We start from the raw sequence: 18,947 nt of genomic DNA, 5'->3' as shown, positions 1-18,947 counted from the left end.
AGCGCGGTCCGGTATGGCGGGACGACGGCTCGCCGGCTCTCGATTGCTCTGCAAAGTAGGAGCGATATGGCTGCGGTGAAAAAAACTTCCAGGAGATCGACCTTGAGCGCCGGCATTCTCGCATACCGCAAGGGCGCTCGTGGGCTCGAGGTACTGCTCGTTCATCCCGGCGGTCCGTTCTGGCGCAACAAGGATGATGGCGCCTGGTCCATTCCTAAGGGCGAAATCGATGCCAATGATGCTCCGGAGAACGTCGCTCGACGCGAATTTGCCGAAGAACTCGGCCCGAGCGCTTCGATTGGTCTACTCCAGGCGCTGGGGGAAGTCCGACAGCGAGGAGGGAAGCGCGTCATCGCGTTCGCCGGCAAGGGCCACTTTGACCCGGGGGCGCTGACCAGCAATAGCTTCGATATCGAATGGCCGCCCCGAAGCGGTCGACGGCAGAGCTTTCCCGAAGTCGACCGAGCGGAATGGTTTGATATCGAGCTCGCGCGGACCAAGATGCTGTCCGCCCAGGTAGAGTTTCTCGATCGTCTTTTGGCAATCGCAGTTGAGAGCGCCGGGAAATGAGCTTCCGGATTGGAATAATTTCGGACACGCACGGCCTGTTGAGGCCCGAGGCGGAACGAGGCCTGACGGGCGTCGATCACATCATCCATGCCGGGGACATCGGGCGCCCCGAGATCGTCGACGCGCTTCGCCGGATCGCGCCCGTCACGGCCATTCGTGGAAACGTGGACAGTGGCGAGTGGGCTCGCGACTACCCCGACACGAACCTTGTGCGCCTGGCGGGAAAGTCGATCTACGTTCTGCACGACTTGAAGACGCTGAAGGCCGATCCCGGTGGCGGCATCGACGTCATCGTCTCCGGGCATTCCCACGTGCCGAAGATCGACACGGTCGGTGGCATTCTCTACCTGAATCCCGGCAGCGCGGGACCTCGGCGTTTCAAGCTGCCGATCACGTTTGCGACGCTCGAACTCACGCCTGACGGCATGCGACCGGAAATCCACGACCTTGAAGGCGACTGAGTGCCACCGCGGAGGGCCGGAGGAGGCGAGTGCGTCAATCCTTCCGTTTGCCGGGTTACGCCCCCGGGGGGAAGCGCTATTTGCGCGGACGTTCTCGCTCGCGCACGACCTCCTTCGCCCGCTTGTCGGACCTGAGCCCGAGATAGACGGGCTGGCGCAGTTCGCCCTTGCTCGTCCACTCCGCGAATTTGACCTCGGCAACCAACGAGGGCCTGACCCAGGTCGTGGCGGCCTCGTCCTTTGGCAGGGAAGGGTGATTTAGGGGTCGTCAGCTTCACGAGCTTGGCATGGAGGTCTTCCAGGACCTTGTGGCTGAAGCCAGTGCCGACATGACCGATATAGCGCCATGTTTCGTCTTCCCGCACGGCGAGGACCAGGGCGCCGAAGAACGGCCTGGTGCGCTTAGGCGCTGTGAATCCCGCGATCACCACTTCCTGCCGCTTTGCTGTCTTGATCTTCAGCCAATCCGCCGTCCGGCTTCCGGACGCATAGGCGCTGTCGGCGCGCTTCGCCATGACGCCTTCCAGACCTTTCCGCTCGGCCTCGGCGAAGAATTTCGTGCCGTTCGCTTTGCGGTGACGGCTGAAGGCGATCAACCGGTGGCTCGGCAGGATCGCTTTCAGCCGCTCCTTGCGCTCGAGAAGAGGCCGTTTGCGCAAGTCAATTGCGTTCTGAAACATGAGATCGAAGGCGCAATACAGGAGCTTCGCTTCATGGCGCAGCGCGTTCTGCAGCAGCTGGAAATGCGAAACGCCGTCCTTTCCGATTGCCACGAGCTCGCCATCGATCACGGCGTCGCCCTTCACGCCCTCCAGCGCTTTGGCGACCTCGATATAGCTGCGGCTGATGATCTTGCCGTTGCGGCTGTAGAGCGCAACCTTACCCCGGCGGATTTCCGCAATCATCCGGAAGCCATCGTACTTATCCTCGAAAACCCAGCCGCGGTCATCGAACGGCGCGTCGGTGAGCGTAGCGAGCATCGGCTGTAGGCGTTTGGGCAGGGTCGACGTCCGGCTCATTCAATGGCCAATCCTTCAGCGCGTGTTGCGTAAGGCACGGACGTCCTTCAAGAATGAGGGAACGCTGAAAGCCATGGCATGTTCCGTCAGACGCCGCGGCATATCGCAGGGTGCGCGACGTTAACTATCGAACGGGAAGGTCTGATCAGACCGATGGCCAGAAAACTGAGAACCTACCAGACTTCGCTGGGCTTCTTCGATCTGGCGATAGCCGCTCCTTCCATGAAAGCGGCTCTGGAAGCGTGGGGCGCAGACAGCAATCTCTTTCATCAGGGCGCGGCGAAGGAAAGCGAGGATCCGGACGTCATCGCCGCAACCATGGAAAAGCCTGGCGTCGTGCTCAGGCGCCCGGTCGGATCCGACGGATCTTTCAAGGAACGTGCCGAGCTGCCCACGGATCGTCTTCTTGCCAGCGACCGTCAAACTAGTCAGCCAGTTGTCAAGTTCGCCGCCCCGAGTGACAAACACGCCATAGCTTTCGAGCGTGTCGAATAGCTAATCGGCCGCACGTCGACTCATCCATCAAGGAGTCTTACCTGCCATCCTGTCCGAAGGTCGGGGCCATACTGCGGTCGACTTCGTCGAAGCTGGAGTGGCGTTCTTCGACCGCGAGAAATACCCCGACTGCGAAATCTCGGACGAAGAATTTGCATCCCTGCACACATCGCGAAAGTCTGAGGACGTTGTCGAGAGCAAACCGTCTGCGGACATCCGTTTTGTTGGCTGCTTAATGAGCAATGGGCGCTACCTGTCGGCGAGAGGGGCGCCAGACAGGAAAAGTTGGACGCTCAACGATGATCCATCTTGAATGCCGATGACCAGACATTGTTTCGCTAAGAAGCTGTGTTACAAGCCGCTCCTAAATCTAAGGAGCTGTCATGGCGAAGAAAGCAACAAAGAAACGTGCCAAGCGTCGCGAATGGACCAAGGCCGATGTCAAGGAATTGAAGGCGCACTCGAAGGCACGCACTCCGGTCGTTAAAATAGCCAAGATCACCAAGCGCACTGTCGGCGCGCTGCGCCAGAAGGCGCTACATCTCGGGATCGGGCTCGGACATCAGCGATAACGAATAGAAGAGGGGGCGCGTCGTTGACGCGCTCCGCCAGCTTACGGCCTTACGCTGCAGTAAGCGGCGGCACGAAGCTTCGAGGCGGTACGGGGCCAATGCGGCTCGCGGTTGTGGCTGTCGTGCATTCTTGAGCTTTGCTCCTATCTGCGGGAGCCTTGCGCTTGCGAGCAGACTCTTGTCGATTACTTCCATAGCTTTCCGAGAAAGCTAGCCTCGCTCGGCGCGACCGCCATGCTTTTGAAGCGGGTGGTCTGGTACGAAATCACCTAGCGCGTTTTCATTTTCAGACGTTGCCCGCGAGGCCCGACCACGCTCGTAGGTATGTTCTGGGGCCTGCGGCCCCCAGGCCGTCAAGGCCAAGCCCCCATGAAGAATGGGGGCGGAAAACGGGGGCCGTGTAGTCACCTCGCTTCGCTTGGCTCCGGCCCCCACCAGCCCCGCTCGTTTTCCGGCCTGTAACGGCCAACCCCCCGCTCATTGGCGCTGGCCTAGTTCCGGTTGCATGCGCAACCGGCAAACTAGGAGAAGCTCATGAAAGCCAACGTTTACCAGAAGATCACGGATCAGATCGTTCAGAAGCTGGAGCAAGGCGTAAGGCCTTGGCACCAGCCGTGGAAAGTGGAACATGGCACGGGGCGCATCTCGCGACCTCTGCGCGGCAACGGCATTCCTTACAATGGCATCAACATTCTCATGCTGTGGTCGGCGGCCGTCGCGAACGGTTACACCGCACCCATCTGGATGACTTACAAGCAGGCCAGCACGCTTGACGGCAAAGTCCGCAAAGGGGAGACCGGGACGCTTGTCGTTTATGCTGACAGGATCATTCGAAAAGAGACCAAGTCCGAAACAGGCGACGAGGCCGGACGCGCGATCCCCTTCATGAAGGGCTACACGGTCTTCAATGTCGAGCAGATCGGCGGGCTTCCCTCGCACTACTACGGCCAGCTAGAGCAGCCGACCGCCCCCATTCAGCGCACCACCCATGCCGACGCGTTCTTTGCGGCAACCGGAGCTAATATCGTCCATGGCGGCAGCCGCGCCTGCTATGTTCCCTCGACCGACAACATTCATATGCCCTGCATCGACTTCTTCCGCGATGCGATCAGTTACTACGCAACGCTTGCGCATGAATGCACGCACTGGACAGGCCATGAAAGCCGGTTGAATCGTGACTTCGGCCGCAAACGTTTTGGGGATGAAGGCTATGCGGTGGAAGAACTGGTCGCCGAACTGGGTGGGGCCTTCCTGTCTGCCGATCTGGGCCTCACGCCGGAGGTGAGGGAGGACCACGCCGCCTATATAGCGTCCTGGATCAAGGTCCTGAAGAACGACAAGCGCGCCATCTTCACCGCCTCATCGCATGCGCAGCACGCGGCGGATTATCTTCACGCGTTGCAGACAGAAAATTCCGCCGCGGCCTGAGCCGCGGCGTCTCGATGCAGACATGACCGGACTACGTAGCGGAGCCGCGCGAGCGTCCCCCGGCAAGTGCCAAAATTTCGGCCGCGCGCCTGACCGGCGCGCGGCCGATCTAGTTTGCGTACAGCGGCGGCGACCGCTGCGTGGAGGCCCCGTCATGATCGAGACCTCGATGACCTTGATCTACGCCGTCTGCGGCTGCCAAGGGATCGTTATGTCGTGCTCGTCATTCAGCATCGAGCGAGAAGGCCGAACGCGCTGCTCGTGTAATGCCTGGAGCATTGAGATTGCGGTCTGTCGCATCGCTCCAGGCGTAGCTTCGCCTCGGCACGCGGGACTGCGACGAGGGACGCTGGTGTTTGCCGGCATACGTCTCCTAGCTGTTGATACACCAAATGTCAGCATGTGCCCGATCGATTTGGCTCAAGTCCTTGTACTGCGCTGGTGTCGGCCGCCACGGTGGTCTCCGTCGGTTCGTTCATGGCGCGTCCAACGCAACCTCGAATGGGCTGATCAGGCCCGAGGGGCGGCCAAGGCCTCGATCGCCTTCCCACAACGGCTGCGCCTGCTTTTTTCCCCTGCCGCGAAGGAGCGGCATTCCTCGCGGGAAGACAAAAAAGGCAGGCTATCGCCGTCCTCCGCTGCGCTGCGGGCCCAAAAGGCTGCGGGCCGATCGCTCCCCGGGCCAAGGATCGCCATCGAGGCTGCGATGGGCGCGGCCCGAGCAACAAACGGAGACTATCATGGCTACCATCGGCACCTTCACAGCTTCGGACAACGGCTACGTCGGCTCGATCAAGACGCTGACGCTGAACATCAAGGCACGTTTCGCCGCATCCGAGAAGGACAACGACAAGGCGCCCGACTACCGCATCTTCGCCGGTGTGACCGAGTTCGGCGCCGCCTGGAAGAAGACCGCCCGCGACAGCGATCGCGAATACCTCTCGGTCAAGCTCGACGACCCGAGCTTTCCGGCCCCGATCTACGCCTCGCTGGTGAAGGTCGACGGCGACGAGGGCTTCACCCTGATCTGGTCGCGCCGCAGCGGCGACTGATCGCTGGCGATCATCGGCTCCGCCTCCCCGGAGGCGGGGCTTTTTGCGCTTCTTGCGCGCTCTGAAGGAAGCGAAAAGAGCATTTTCCTTCCATCAGTTCGTGACAGTAACTGCGCAATGATGCTCGTCCCCAAATCGAGGAGCCAAGCGGCGAAGACCGTCGGCTCCTTCTGATACCAAGAGTAAATTAGAGCTTGGGACTTCTAAGTCGGACCCCTTCGCCTTTTAAGTCAGCGGAAATAAATTCAATCCCGGCTTTCCTAAGAGCAGCCTCGATTGCATTGGTGGTGCTCGCACGAGGGTCCGAACTTCCCCTCTCAATCCGTGCGATCGCGTTAATGGCAACGATCGCCTTGTCTGCCAAGTCCTGCTGGGTCCAACCTAGAAGGGCTCTGGCCGCCCTAATCTGTCTTGCGGTGATCATGCAGATCACCATTGCCAGCTCTAGCAAATTCGCCAGTAGTAGGGTAATTATAGATGCAACTAGGTGTATTTTAGACCTAATCGCAGAGGTAACTAGGCTGCCTGAGTTCCCGAGTCAGAAAATGCACTTTCAACGAAGTCGAGAGCACGTGGCATGCCAAAGATGCTTATTTGAACACCGCACATCCCATGTCTCTTCCTCGTAAGGCGTAGCCTCCGATGTCCAAACCGCCGCTCAACCCCGATGTAGCGGACGCTGCACCCAGCGATCAAACCGCAACATCCTATGACCATCAGCATGCCATCACGTATTTGCGTCTGCTGCAGGCCGAAAGTGAAGGCGCCGACTGGAGGGAAGTCGTTCGAATCGTGTTGCATATCGACCCCGAGGTTGACCCTGACCGCGCGCGCAACGCATACCAGAGTCACCTTGCGCGCGCGAAGTGGATGACCGAGGAGGGCCGTCTCTTGCGCGGCGCGGAGGCAAGTTAGAAGAGTTTGTCGACCAACGCGCCGGCTTGGAAATCATCCTTTCCCGCCAAAAACATGGTCATCGAGAAGCACCACGTGGTGCCAGACCAGGGGCGTCCTACAACTCGCTCGTTCACAATTGTTGCACCGCAATCCTTGTTGGATTGCGTGCATGCGGGTGGAAGCCATACCTGGGTTCGACTGACGGCTGCTGGAATTCTGCTAGCGCCTTCAGGACGCTGAGATCTCCGACATCGCTCGGGAATGTCTTCGTCGTAACGCGGACATCGGCGCGACTATGAAGCGATGGTCGGCGGCAGCCCAGGTGGCGAAGTGACATCCGTATTCAGGAGGAGACGCGGTATCTGCTTTCGCCCATGGCCCGGAGAGATTGTTCAAGCAACGGACGATCTTTTGGGCGCTCGATGGGCTGCCAACTACCGTGCCGGTCGCGGTGACCGCGTCCCTCGTCCGGAGTGGCTCAGAGTCTCGTCCGTTGCTCGATCTCGCGGCTGGCCAGGTCCGCCGCGGAGGCGACGGCTGCCAGGTAGTGCTGCGCATCGGCGCAGTTGATCACCGTGTCTGGTCAAGAGAATCGCCCAGCCGTGACGCTCATTAAGTAGTCAAGTTGGCGTTCGACGGCGAATGTGACGCGTGGGCGTGCGCGGCCCGACGACCTTGGCGCGGCATGCACGGGCGTGCGCCAGGTCCATCCGTTTACGAGTTATCAGCGACGCGAGCGGTTGAGCGCGGCTCCTTGCGCGCGCGATGCAGAGTGCCGGCAGCACATATCGCGCCATCACAGAAGCGCGGTTCGCTGAGAAGCTTATCCCGGATCGTGCCTGGAAAACGCACGACCTGCGCAGCCGAACCGTCCGTCTGACGCAGAGGCAACGCTTAGGGCGCAGCCGGCCGTTGCTCAAATGGGATGGCTGTCGCGTGGTCGGCGAGCGCGAACTTTCTCTCATAAACTGGCAGTCCGATGATGCGCTGGATGGCCGCGAGATTGCGGGACCATTCCTCCCTCCAGACCAATATTTACGGGGCCGGCGAGCGCGGTAGTGGTCCAGGGCGGCCACTCCACCGGCGTGCAGCAGCTTTACCCTGGAAGGGCGCGAGCACGACGGCATGCTTGGCTCCGTCGAGATGCGCGCGTTTGGGCTGTTGTGCCGCTGCTCTTCGCTTTGAGGCTCTGCAGCGGTCTGCTCTTGCGAAGAAACGGCGTCGCAGCCGGCGGCGAGCTGCCGCATCACCGCGGCCGGAGTGCTGCCGGCCGGCGCAAAGACACGCGGTCCATCGGCCAACTCGATCGCGACCGTGCCGTCCGGCGGCTGCACCAGATCGCGCAAGATAGCGAGCGCTGGGAGCTCATTGGCCGCGCTGTCGGCGAGCGTAACCATCGCGAGTTGCGGTGCCTTGCGAACGGTCAGGCCGAACTTGACCCGCCGGCGGACCACCATGCTGGTGGCGACGCCATGGCGGCAGCAAACCTGCGCCACGCTGACGCGGGGTTTCTCCGTCTCCCGCACGATCACCCGCTTCTGCCCGTTGCTGAACCGACGCCGCCTCGACCGCCCGTCCACCGCTTCCGGCGTCAAGCGGCATTTGCATGGCGCGCAACTGGCAGCGCTGCTTGTTTGAGCCCAGGCACTCGGATGAAGCAACAATCGCCACTCCGTCTCGTCGTCGGAGTCTTCGAGACGATCGCGCCAGATCCGCAACGAATCGGGCGAAAGGCCGAGCGCCGCGGCATGCTTGGCATGCCCGATGCAGCTCCAGTTCGTCGCCTCGACATGCATGCTCCAGAACGCTCGAAGCGCGATCGGACCGCAGTTCGTGCGCACGCTATGGCGATAGCGCGTGACCTCTTGCGTCGCTTCGGCTGCCGCTTCTTGCGCTGACGTTCTGCCGTTGCTTGGTACAAATTCCGCAGCTTTTCCGCATGTTTGCGTAAGTCTTCCGGACTCATCAGATGGCACACCCACGCTCAAACGTTGCCATCGAAAGCATGCGCCGGCCGCAATATTCCTCCGCATCCTGGTCGCTGCGGTACCGGCTCTCAACGTGCGTGGGTGTTGGCCTTTGCCCACGAACGGCGAAGCGCCGTCTGACATCCTCCACTGCAGCAAAGAACCCGAAATGGAACGAGAACACACTGTGGAAGAGTTGTGCAGGGACCGGACGCTTAAAGACGACCGAGCGATGGCAAGATAAAGCGAACTGTCGTTCGCACCTCGCGGGCTCGGCAAGTGATTGTCTGCACATTGTTTTTAGCACCTTGCGAGGGCGGCCTGACGGCGTTGTGCAATGTGCGCATGCGGCGGCCTCAAGGACGTTCTCCTTTGTTTTCAAGCCCAAGACGGTTGCCGCCTGCAATGTGCACCGTGGTTGGCCCCGCCATCTCTCCACTGCCGCAACCCATTCTGCGACGCTCTCCGATCGATGATGCTCAGGTCTTGCGCGGCGTGATTCCCGCGCGGATCGTCGCGTCATGGCAAGCGATGAGCGCGACGATTTCCGCATCAGGCCGGGCCGCGCGCGCAACCGGGGCTCGCGCGTCGTGCGCGATCTGCCCTTCCTGACCGAGGTGCAGATCGCCGTGCGCAAGGCGGGCGGCAACCCCAGGCAGATCGGCCGCGGCCCGGAATCGGCGGGCAGCCGGAACGGGCAGGGCAGCGGCCGTTTCAACGCGCGGGGCCGGGGTGCCAGGGTTGTGGCGTCCTTTGCCCGGGACGGTGGCGGCTGGCAGCAGGACTCCAGCGGTCGCTTCCGCGCGCGTCGGGTCGTGGTCAAGGCGCGGGTGGTGAAGCTCAACCCGCAACGAGGTTCGCGCGGGCCAAAGATGCGCGGCGCGGCGAGCAAGGCCGCCGACCCGCATCTGCGCTACCTCGAGCGCGACGGGGTCACCCGCGACGGCGAGCAAGGCCGCGCCTATTCAGCCAGTGAGAACGAAGCGGACGGCAAGGCGTTCATCGAACGCGGACGTGAGGACCAGCACCAGTTCCGGTTCATTGTCGCGCCGGAGGATTCCCTCGAGATGGCTGACTTGCGCGGCTTTACCCGCGACCTCATGCGCCAGATGGAAACCGACCTCGGCACCAGGCTCGACTGGATCGCCGTCGATCATCACAATACCGGCCATCCGCATACCCATGTCATCGTCCGCGGGGTGCTCGATGATGGCCGCATCCTCAACATTGCCGGTGATTATATCGCTCATGGCGTTCGCCATCGGGCGAGTGAACTGGTCACGCTCGAACTTGGCCCACAGACCGAGATCGAGCTTCAGAACAAGCTCCACAACGAGGTGCAGGCCGAGCGCTGGACCCGGCTCGACAGGATGCTGGCCTCCGAGCAGCGCGACCAGGGTGTCATCGATCTCAGGCCCGGCGAGGGGGCGAGCTATCTCGTCCGCGAGAACCGCGCCAACCTGATCGGGCGCGTCCGCCAGCTTGGGCGGTACGGGCTCGCCAGCGAGATCGAGTCGGGACGCTGGACGCTCTCGGACAAGGCCGAGCGGACCTTGCGGGAGCTGGGCGAGCGCGGCGACGTCATCAAGACCATGCACCGGGCGCTCGCCGAGCATGGCATCGCCGACGAGCGCGGGCCCAGCCAGTACGTCACCCACGGCAGGCAGATCGCCGAGCCGGTCGTCGGCCGGGTGCTGGCCAAGGGACTGGCCGGCGACGAGATGAGCGACCGGCTGCATCTCGTCATCGACGGCGTGGACGGGCGCACCCATTATGTCGAGACGGCCGATCCGACCAGGCTGGACGAGATCAAGCGCGGCCACATCGTCGCGCTCGATCCGGTGCTGACCACAGCAGAGCCACGGGCCGCGGACCAGAACATCCGCGACATGGCGGCCATGAACGGTGGCCTCTACCGGCCGAGCGAGCATCTGGAGGCCGCGCGCCCGCAGATCGAACGCTTCAAGGGCGATCCGGACGCGTTCATCCGCTCTCACGTTCGCCGGCTCGAAGCCCTGCGCCGCGCCGGCCATGTCGAGCGCATCGACGCCGACCACTGGAAAATCCCCCACGACATCGCCGAACGCGGCATGGCCTATGACGCCCCCGGCCGGCCGAAGGACTTCGCCATTCGCACGCTCTCCACCCTCGATCTTGAACGCCAGATCGGCAGCGACGGCGCGACCTGGCTCGACCGCGAACTGGCCTCACCCAACCGGACGCCGCTCTCGGCGGCAGGCTTCGGGCGGGAGGTCACGGACGCGATGGAGCGTCGCCGCCAGGCCCTCGTCGATCAGGGGCACGCCACCCGGCTCGACGATGGCCGTGTTCGCGCGCCGAAAGACCTCATCGCTCGCCTTGAGGCGACCGAGATCGGTCGCGTCGGGCGGCAGATGGCGGCCGAGCGGGGGCTGACTTACCTGCCGGGCAGGCCGGGCGAGTTCGTCGCCGGCAAGCTTGCGGGCGTCGCCACGCTCGCCAGCGGGCGCTTCGCCATGATCGAGGATGGCCTCGGCTTCCAGCTCGTGCCCTGGCAGCCTGTGCTCGACAAGCGCATCGGCCAGCACATCAGCGGTGTGATGCGCGACAGCGGTGGCATCGAATGGGGATTCGGTCGGAAGCGCGGGCTGGGGCTGTGAGCTGGCGCCCCCTTTGCCGGTCCGCCGGCGTCTTCCGACCTGCGAGATCGCGGACGAAGGTGGTGGCAACTTGGGCGCGGTGGCTAGATCGCCCAGCCGAACATTGCTCGGCACCGGAATCATCGCCGCTCCAGCACCGCCACAACCCGCGCCAGCACGGCCGCATCGACGCCATTGTCGACGATCACCCGATGTCCGCGCATCAGCACGATCTCGATCCGACCCGCCACCGCCGGCGCAAATGCCTGAGGTGACAGGCTCCGATCCGCAGCTTCAGGCTGTTCCGGCGATATAACTATCGGTGCAAATGTCGTCCCCCCGTCCGCTTCCGCAAGCCGATCATCCCGGGCCAGCCGACGCCATGTGAACAGCTGGCTCGCAGACAGCCCGTTGCTCCGCGTTGTCGCCGACACCTGCCGCGGCGCGGCGTAACTCTCCGCCACGACCCGTTGCTTCTCGTCCAGCGTCTAACGGCGCCGCGCACCCGACGAAATTACGTCGAGCCGCGCGACCTTCAACATAGGCGTATGACCAGTCATACGCCTATGTCTTCACCGCCCCGTCGCGTCAGACAAGGCGGCCCACGCCGTAGGCATTCGTTGCACGCCGCGTTGGGTCGCTCGGTGCAACCGCATTGCGCATCATCGGATGCACGCCGGCGGACGCCGGCGCCGAAATAAGCGCTTGCTCCCCGAACACCCCGGTCTCGGCGCGCCCCTCGAGCCACCACCACGATGACCGGAAACAAGCTGCATTACGTGCGCTGCTCCTCCATCGGACGACGACCGAGGGCACCCAGCCCGATGTCATGCGTGTCACGCCCTGGAGCCGGGGTACACTCAAAGAATCGTCAGCGGTGTAGTTCCGCGCGAGATAGCAGCACCGTCAGCAGTGAGGCTACGCCAAGCACGACGGCGAACATCGTGACCGCCGGTGTACCGCCCCATCCGTACAACAACGTTGCAATTAACGGTGTGAAGCCTCCGACCATGGCGACCGATAACTCGCGTCCAAGGACAAATCCGCTGGTGCGAACAGCAGTGGAGAAGCAGGACGCAAAATACGCTCCCTGGATGGCGACGAGAGACGCGACGCCCACACCAACTGCCAGGATGCCCGACGTGTAGATCCATGCCGGTTCGCGGGTGGCCTGCATCGGAAAGAAGCCGATCGATATCACGATGCTCAGCACCAACGCGATCAGATAGCCGCGCCTGGAGCCTATCTTGCTCCCGCACCAACCCGCGACGGGGACCATGAATATCCCAACGATCGACGCGATTAGGTTGGTCTGCAGCGCCATGCTGCGCGGCAACTCCAGGACATCAGTCAGATAGAACAGCCCGAACACTGAGAACAGATAGCCGAGCCCAGTCTGTGCCAACTGAGCGCCGAAGACCGTCAGCACGCCACGTCGCTGATGACGCAGCAGATCGGCAAGGGGATGTTCGCTGATCTTTCCCCTGGCTTTGGCCTGCTCGAACTCAGGGCTCTCCTTCAGAGAACGCCGGATGTACACGCCGAACACGAGCAGTATCGCGCTTGCGAAAAATGGCAGGCGCCATCCCCAGGTCAAGAAGTGCTCACCGGTCACCGAAGCGGTCATCTGAAGGGCGAGCGTCGCGAGTGCCATTCCAAGATATACACCGATCCCGGGGAACGAGCCGGCCAGACCACGGCGCCGTTCATCGTGATGCTCGAGCGCATAGATCGCCGCGATCGCATACTCCACGCCGGCGCCAATCCCCTGCACAATACGTAAAATGACCAGCAGGACCGGGGCGACAATGCCAGCCTGTTCGTAGGATGGAACGAGCCCGATCAACGAGCTTGTTAGGCCCATCAGAATAAGCGAGAGCACCAGAACCGACTGGCGACCGTATCTGTCGCTCCAGGCTGCCAGGAGAATGCCACCGAGCGGCCGCGCGATGAAGCCAACCGAGAATGTGGAAAAGGCCGCGAGCGTGCCCAACAGCGGCGCCCCCGACGGAAAGAAGACCTTGTTGAAGATCGTGGCCGCGGCGACCCCGAAGAGGAAGAAATCGTACCATTCGAGGGCGCTGCCGACGATAACGGCAAAGCCGACGCGTGCGAGACTGGTCCCATCGCCCTGACGAGTGGATTGCATACATGACCTCTAAGCGTGTTCGACTTCGCCATGCCCCACGAATCGTCGGGCCGCGCTGGACGCCAATGATTGTGTCGATGAGACGAGCAGGGGTCTATTCGACAATCCGGCCGGTCTTCAGATAATACAAAGCGAACAGCAGATATGCCGTCCCCCAAATCAGCTCGCTTTGCGTTGCGTATCGTTTGGGATAATTGAAGCACCCGTTGAGCAGTATGCCGGGCTCACCAAGATCGCCAACGTGACGAGGCGTGAGATGCGTCAACAAACCGTCGATCATCGGAACGAGATAGTTCAGGGCATCTGTGGCCGGAGGCCCGAGATCACGCTTGAGCGCCAGCCGTGCCAATTGCTCAACCACGACTGCTGCCGCTGACGTATCCACCGGCACCGCGCCGGGATTGTCAGCGAGCTGCGGATCCTTGAAGTCATACGGCGGCACCAGCGTTTCATCGCAGTGCCCGACCCAGTAGTTCAGGAGCTTCTTGCCCGTCGCGAGATAGCGCGCGTCGTTCAGGGCTTCATACGCGCGCAGATACCCGGCAATTGCCCAGGCCTGGCCACGCGACCAGCAACTGTCGTCATGCGCGCCGAGAAGAGTGAAATGATGCACCTTCCGACCGGAAACGGTGTCGTAGTCGGCGAATTCGATCGTGGAGCCGTCGGGCAGAACAAAATCGTCGATGGTGGCGTCCAGGTGGCGACGCGCGCCGGCAACGAATGTTTCGTCCCCCGTCCGGGCATACGCCCACCAATCGAGAATCAAGCTCGGATGAACATTGTCGATGCAGGCCTTGTCGCGGCCTGACAGGTTGGTCGAGCGGACCTGAACCTGCGTGCCGATCGGCATGATTCCTGAACCAGGCATGGCCATCGAACGCACGGCATAGGCAGCAGCTAGTGCGAGCGTGCGATAGCGCTCCTGGCCGGTCCAAGCATACTGACGCGCGGCCGAATAATAGAAGCGGTGCCCCCTGAACATGTCGTCTCGCTCGAGATAGGATCGAAGGCGCTCCGTGCGCCGCAGGGCCTCCTCCAGCAGCGCGCTGTCGCCGGTCAGCTCTCCGACGATGCGGAGGCATTCGACCCAATGGCCGCCACACCAGTCGCCGTCGGCTGTCGTATCCCATTGGCGTTCACCGGGCGAGCAATGGTATGGCCACGCTTCGCCGACGCGATCGTGAATCGTACGAACCCTGCCACAGAGGTGATCCAGCGCGGACTGCCAGCGCGCTTCCCAAACAACCATGTCTTCCTCCCGGTTATTCGACGGCGGTTGTCCAGCGCGTGAATTTGGTGCGGCAGATCGCCGTCCCGTCAGTGACGTGGGCGGCAAACTAGTGGCCAGCGAACCATGCAACAAATATAATAATTATGGGGTGTCCCATGCCAAGATTAGATGGGTCGGATCTCGATGGATCTCAACCGACTGAAGAACTTCATTACTGTGGTTGAAGCGGGCAGCATCGGCCGGGCGGCCACGATCCTTCACATCGCGCAACCGGCATTGTCCCGGCAGATGCAACTGCTCGAGGAGGAGGTCGGGCTGGTGCTCTTCGAGCGGTTACCGCGCGGGGTAAGGCTGACGCCCGGCGGCGAGGAATTCTTGAATGGTGCGCGCCATCTGCTCAAAGAGAGCGCAAGAATGGTGGAGAACGCGATCCATGCCAGCCGTGGAGAATTCGGAAATCTCGCGCTGGGCGTATCGGAGGTCTATGCGTTTCATCCGGATGTGCTGACCTTGATACGCGGCTACAGATCCCGTTATCCGGGCGTTCGCCTTCGGCTCTCGCCGCTCCTTTCTGGCGACATCGTCAGGCAGATAGATGCCGGACTGCTCGACGGCGGCTTCATTTTCGGCATGCCGTCACCAGCTTCGACACTTCGTTCCCTGCCACTCCTCAAGGATAGGCTGGTGCTTGCGGCCAGCTCGACGTCGGATGTCGCGCGACGACGACCATTCAAGCTTTCGATGATTCACGGCACCGATCTTATTCTTGTCCCGCGGGAGCAAACGCCATGGCTCTATGATGGTCTGATCCGTTTGCTGCATAGTCATGGCGTGGTTCCGCGTGTCATGCTCGAGGGCAGCAACCACTCGGCGATCATCGCTCTCGTCGCCGCAGGGCTCGGTTGCGCGCTTGTCCCTCAAGCGGCAACTTTCCGTACGCCACCGGATGTCACACTGGTGGAGATCGACGACTGCGACATGGACATCCGCATCGACTTCGCGTGGAGTTCGCAGAATAACTCGCCGGCACTTGAGCGTTTTGTTGCGCTGCTGAACGCCACAATGAAACCTCTGAGCCGCCGGCTGCGCAGACGAGAAGCGTGATCGATCCTAACAGAAGGACATCGCGAGCCGTCAGTCCTGTAATCCAATATCAAGTCTAGCTGTACCTCATCTGCGCCCGGACTCTCCATATACGCGATATCGAGGGTGTAACCATCGGGCGACACGCGGCTGGATTCCGCTCTCGGCGGAACTGTTTGCGGAGCGCGACGGCCAAGCGACCGTGGTAGCGAGCGGTGAGACTTTTTTGACTCCTGTTGAGGAGCGACCGTCTTAGCTGCCGGCTAGATTTGCCAGACGCGTCTAGAGTCGGGTGGCCACCACAAGAGAACAGTGCGAAATGCGCGTCAGCCAGATCGTTGCCTTCGGAGGGCAACACTGCGGCCTCGGAATTCGGATACGCAATTAGCTAATCGTGAGCACGGGGGAGCCCGACGAGCGCGCACCCCAATCCGCCTACTCTATGGTGCGCCGCCCTTCGAAGCCGCGCGATTACTCCTTTGTACTTGGATGGCCAAAATGCCTTTTCTACGGTAGCTTAATTGGTAGGTTTTGATCTCGAGAGAGGTAAAACGCCTTATCTTTCAGAGGGGATTGACTGACACTCTCTCCGCCGATTCACGTTCTCCTTTGTATCCGATTGTTCGAACGGGCAGCAAAACAATGAGTAACGCGACAAACGTTGTTGCGGCTAGTTCCGCGGTGTTTAAGGGAGCGCAGCCGCTGCATGCTTCAGTATCGTGTTTCGAGTTGCCTCCGGATCGACAGACGCTGGCCTTCACGCATTTCTCCGGCCTTTTGTTTCGCTCCGGTACTGGAAACGGTGGAGGAAACTGACCCTGTCGCCAAAGTGCTTTTTTCGGAGGGGATCCCAGCAAAGATGTCCCCCAGCATCCGGTCCTCGGTCTTGTGGCGCTTGCTGGTCTTGACGATCTGCTCAATCGAAGCGTGATCGATGTCAGACATGAAGAGCACGCCGGTCTGGCGGCCGACCGTCGCGCGCGAGCGCGCGTTTTCGCGCTAAAGAGCAAATGTCAGAGGCCTCTACGCATCAAGCGCCCTACGCGATACACAAGCGTGCAAAGCATTCATCTGGTGGATGGATGTGCGATGTCGATTACGATGTTACCGATGACGCGCCCACACTCGACGGCCTCATGTCCGTCTGCGACGAGTTCGAGCGGAAAGCGAGCCGCTATCGTATGCGTGAGAACGCCAGCTTCCATAGCTGTGGTCAAGTCTTCGATCGCGCTTCGACGATCGCCGTCGAGAAGTTCGTAACAGAGGATCCCATGTATCGTCTGATTCTTCCGTGAATACGCCATGATCGAAATGGGCGATTCGTCCGACCGGGATCCGTAGACGACTGCGACGCCATGCGAGCGGAGCGAACGCCGCACGATTTCGAAGTTTGCCGCGTAATCAACCTCGATCACGCGGTGTACGCCGGCGCCAGCCGTGATTTCGCGAACCCGTTCTACGACGTCTTCGGTTCGATAGTCGATGATATGGTCGGCGCCTAGCTTTCGGACGTACGCGGCCTTTTCGGGAGAGCTCACGGTCGTGATCACCGTCGCCCGCATTGCCTTCGCGAACTGCACGGCATAGGCGCCGACCGCACCCGCGCCGCCCGATATCAAGACGCTCTGTCCTTCCATCGGCGGTCCGATGTGGACCGCGCGGTGCGCCGTCGTGGCGGGAATGCCGAGACAGGCGCCCGCCTCGAATGACGTATTGTCCGGCAGTTTCACGGCCTGCTGCGAGGGGAGTGCGACGAACTCGGCGCAGGTGCCGTTGACGCGCTTCCACTGACCGTTCCATATCCATACTCGTTCGCCAATCCGCTGCCGAGAGACGCCCTCGCCTACCTCGTCGATGATTCCTGCGCCATCGCTATGCGGAATGATCGGCTCGGAGAAAGAGGGGCGCGGGACTATTCCGGCCCGACTTTTGACGTCGGAGGGATTGACGCCGGAAGCAACAACTCGCACCCGTACCTCTCCCGGCCCCGGGGTGGGCATCTCTCTGTCGCCGATCTCCAACACTGTACGGGCAGCGCCAAGCCGATTGTAGAATGCAGCACGCATGTCGCGGGTCTCCTTAGTGGTGTTGTGGTCATCTGCGCGCCGACGACTTCGAACTGTTGGCCGGTGATCCGTGGGGTCTCGCCGAGCGGCTCTGCCGCGCACGACTCCAGTGTTAAGACCGGTACCTTGCCGGCCGAACTACCAAGCGAGCCGAAGGATCTCCATTACGTCTCCCGTTCCGCGGACGGGTCGGGGATTGCCCAACAAGAAGCCGGAGGCAACGGACCGTTCAGCGAGTTCGATCAAGTCGCTTTCGCCGAGACCCGCTTGACGGAGCCGTGTAGGTTCTTCGAGAGCCTCGACGAGCTCTTCGAGGACTTGCGCGAGTGGCCGATCGGGGTAGCCGACGCGCTCGCCCAGTTCGCGCTGCCGTTCCGCGTTCGTCTCCGCATTCCATCGAAGTACCGACGGCAGCAGCATGCAAGAGGTGCGGCCGTGAGGAACACCGAAGGCTCCGCCCAGCACGCGGCCGATGCCGTGGCTCGCCCCGACCGGGACACCGCCCGACGGCCCGAGTATGGCGAGCCACATGGCGAGCTGTGCTTGGAGGCGGAGATCGAGGTCGAGCGGATGCGCCTTCAGTTTCGGCAGCGTTTCAAGAAGGATACGAAGCGCTTCGACGGCCATCGCGTCGGCATAGGGTAGAGACGCCGGCGAACAGAACGTCTCTACGCAGTGATCGACGGCCCTGATGCCGGTCGACATCAGCACCCAGTCCGGGACGCCTATCGTCGCTTCAGGGTCGAGAATGACGGTGCAGGGAACTTGCAGCGGATGGTCGAAAACCTCTTTGACGCGCGTCGAGCTTACGGTCACTCCAGCGAAGCTCGTGAATTCCGCGCCCGAGAAGGTGGTCGGTATGGCGATTGAGCGAACGAGCGCTCCCGATGCGTTCGCGAGATCGGCGGATCTATCGGGATCGATACCCTTGGGGAGTCGATCCAGATCTTCTTCGCGATCGAGATCCAGCCTGAGAACTTGTTGCGCCAATTTGCAAGCATCGATCACTGACCCGCCGCCGATCGCCACGATGAGGTCGGCAGATGCGGCACGAGCTGCATCGGCCGCGCCGATCACGCATTCGCGCGGCGAGTGCGGAAGCATCTCGAAATGCTTTCCGGCGAGGCGAGCACCTAACGCACCCGCGATCTTGTCGACATAAGAGGATGCCCGCGCCGAGGGCGAGCACACGAGCAAGAGGCGCGAGCAGCCCAGGCGATCGGCTTCCTCGACGAGTGCGCTCGCAGCCGGTCGACCGAAAACAACCCTATCCTGTCGTGGGAAGCGATGGACGCCCGACCGCATGCGTGCTCCTGTCAGTTCCAGTCGTGGCTGTCGG

The 18,947-nt window shown here is 61.9% G+C and carries 16 protein-coding genes and 2 pseudogenes; 9 read left to right on the top strand and 9 right to left on the bottom strand.

Features of this window, described 5'->3' with window-relative positions; translation table 11 throughout:
- The first annotated feature begins 66 nt into the window (after positions 1–66).
- Positions 67–570 carry an NUDIX domain-containing protein gene (locus ACVMDN_RS31280; RefSeq protein ID WP_456834715.1) on the top strand — a complete coding sequence of 168 codons (504 nt, stop codon included), beginning with the start codon at positions 67–69 and terminating at the stop codon, positions 568–570.
- On the top strand, positions 567–1,031 hold the full coding sequence (locus ACVMDN_RS31275) for a metallophosphoesterase family protein (RefSeq protein WP_253638701.1): 465 nt from the start codon (positions 567–569) through the stop codon (positions 1,029–1,031). The genes ACVMDN_RS31280 and ACVMDN_RS31275 overlap by 4 nt, the downstream gene beginning before the upstream one ends.
- Positions 1,032–1,107: 76 nt before the next feature.
- On the opposite strand, the pseudogene ligD reads toward ACVMDN_RS31275, so the two are convergent.
- Positions 1,108–2,050: pseudogene (gene ligD / locus ACVMDN_RS31270) on the bottom strand (non-homologous end-joining DNA ligase).
- 153 nt (positions 2,051–2,203) lie between these two features.
- On the opposite strand from ligD, the pseudogene ACVMDN_RS31265 reads away from it, so the two are divergent.
- From ACVMDN_RS31265 to ACVMDN_RS31250, 4 genes and pseudogenes are all read left to right on the top strand, one after another.
- Positions 2,204–2,449, top strand: a pseudogene (locus tag ACVMDN_RS31265) (cell envelope biogenesis protein TolA); the annotation flags it as partial.
- A 479-nt stretch (positions 2,450–2,928) separates the two neighbouring features.
- Complete coding sequence (locus ACVMDN_RS31260) at positions 2,929–3,117, top strand: hypothetical protein (RefSeq protein ID WP_076830891.1); 189 nt, start codon at positions 2,929–2,931, stop codon at positions 3,115–3,117.
- Positions 3,118–3,651: 534 nt separating this feature from the next.
- Positions 3,652–4,545, top strand: a complete 894-nt coding sequence (locus ACVMDN_RS31255; protein WP_456834716.1) for an ArdC family protein — start codon at positions 3,652–3,654, stop codon at positions 4,543–4,545.
- A gap of 740 nt (positions 4,546–5,285) precedes the next feature.
- The gene (locus ACVMDN_RS31250; RefSeq protein WP_253638704.1) at positions 5,286–5,597 is read left to right on the top strand and encodes a DUF736 domain-containing protein; all 312 of its coding nucleotides are present in this window, start codon (positions 5,286–5,288) and stop codon (positions 5,595–5,597) included.
- Between the two features lie 187 nt (positions 5,598–5,784).
- Here the strand turns inward: ACVMDN_RS31250 and ACVMDN_RS31245 are convergent, their stop codons facing one another.
- Positions 5,785–6,021: a helix-turn-helix domain-containing protein gene (locus tag ACVMDN_RS31245; RefSeq protein WP_076830916.1), complete on the bottom strand. Its 237-nt coding sequence runs from the start codon at positions 6,019–6,021 to the stop codon at positions 5,785–5,787.
- 218 nt (positions 6,022–6,239) lie between these two features.
- Here ACVMDN_RS31245 and ACVMDN_RS31240 point away from each other — a divergent pair, with 218 nt between their 5' ends.
- The gene (locus tag ACVMDN_RS31240; RefSeq protein ID WP_076830883.1) at positions 6,240–6,512 is read left to right on the top strand and encodes a DUF2285 domain-containing protein; all 273 of its coding nucleotides are present in this window, start codon (positions 6,240–6,242) and stop codon (positions 6,510–6,512) included.
- 602 nt (positions 6,513–7,114) lie between these two features.
- On the opposite strand, the gene ACVMDN_RS31235 is transcribed toward ACVMDN_RS31240, so the two are convergent.
- Complete coding sequence (locus ACVMDN_RS31235) at positions 7,115–8,290, bottom strand: transposase (protein WP_309143753.1); 1,176 nt, start codon at positions 8,288–8,290, stop codon at positions 7,115–7,117.
- Between the two features lie 692 nt (positions 8,291–8,982).
- Here ACVMDN_RS31235 and ACVMDN_RS31230 point away from each other — a divergent pair.
- Positions 8,983–11,100: a DUF3363 domain-containing protein gene (locus ACVMDN_RS31230; protein ID WP_456834717.1), complete on the top strand. Its 2,118-nt coding sequence runs from the start codon at positions 8,983–8,985 to the stop codon at positions 11,098–11,100.
- Between the two features lie 119 nt (positions 11,101–11,219).
- Here ACVMDN_RS31230 and tnpA read toward each other — a convergent pair whose 3' ends face one another.
- The 3 genes from tnpA to ACVMDN_RS31215 all read right to left on the bottom strand — a co-directional run bounded on the left by tnpA (position 11,220) and on the right by ACVMDN_RS31215 (position 14,477).
- The gene (gene tnpA, locus ACVMDN_RS31225; RefSeq protein ID WP_456835851.1) at positions 11,220–11,564 is read right to left on the bottom strand and encodes an IS66-like element accessory protein TnpA; all 345 of its coding nucleotides are present in this window, start codon (positions 11,562–11,564) and stop codon (positions 11,220–11,222) included.
- A 386-nt stretch (positions 11,565–11,950) separates the two neighbouring features.
- Positions 11,951–13,228, bottom strand: a complete 1,278-nt coding sequence (locus ACVMDN_RS31220) for an MFS transporter (RefSeq protein ID WP_456814943.1) — start codon at positions 13,226–13,228, stop codon at positions 11,951–11,953.
- Positions 13,229–13,322: 94 nt separating this feature from the next.
- Positions 13,323–14,477, bottom strand: coding sequence for a hypothetical protein (locus tag ACVMDN_RS31215; protein WP_456834718.1), 1,155 nt, complete (start codon positions 14,475–14,477; stop codon positions 13,323–13,325).
- A 165-nt stretch (positions 14,478–14,642) separates the two neighbouring features.
- Here ACVMDN_RS31215 and ACVMDN_RS31210 point away from each other — a divergent pair, with 165 nt between their 5' ends.
- Complete coding sequence (locus tag ACVMDN_RS31210; RefSeq protein ID WP_158074222.1) at positions 14,643–15,563, top strand: LysR family transcriptional regulator; 921 nt, start codon at positions 14,643–14,645, stop codon at positions 15,561–15,563.
- Positions 15,564–16,253: 690 nt separating this feature from the next.
- Here the strand turns inward: ACVMDN_RS31210 and ACVMDN_RS31205 are convergent.
- The 3 genes from ACVMDN_RS31205 to ACVMDN_RS31195 all read right to left on the bottom strand — a co-directional run bounded on the left by ACVMDN_RS31205 (position 16,254) and on the right by ACVMDN_RS31195 (position 18,913).
- On the bottom strand, positions 16,254–16,487 hold the full coding sequence (locus tag ACVMDN_RS31205; protein WP_143271098.1) for a hypothetical protein: 234 nt from the start codon (positions 16,485–16,487) through the stop codon (positions 16,254–16,256).
- Positions 16,488–16,609: 122 nt separating this feature from the next.
- The gene (locus tag ACVMDN_RS31200; protein WP_456834719.1) at positions 16,610–17,608 is read right to left on the bottom strand and encodes an NADPH:quinone reductase; all 999 of its coding nucleotides are present in this window, start codon (positions 17,606–17,608) and stop codon (positions 16,610–16,612) included.
- 138 nt (positions 17,609–17,746) lie between these two features.
- Entirely contained in the window at positions 17,747–18,913 is a 1,167-nt protein-coding gene (locus ACVMDN_RS31195; protein WP_076830862.1) for an iron-containing alcohol dehydrogenase, read from the bottom strand.
- Between the last annotated feature and the right edge of the window lie 34 nt (positions 18,914–18,947).

Source organism: Bradyrhizobium sp. USDA 4510 (genome assembly GCF_054059095.1).
Note: the sequence above shows the minus strand (reverse complement) of the source record. Positions and strands in the feature narration are given on the sequence as shown.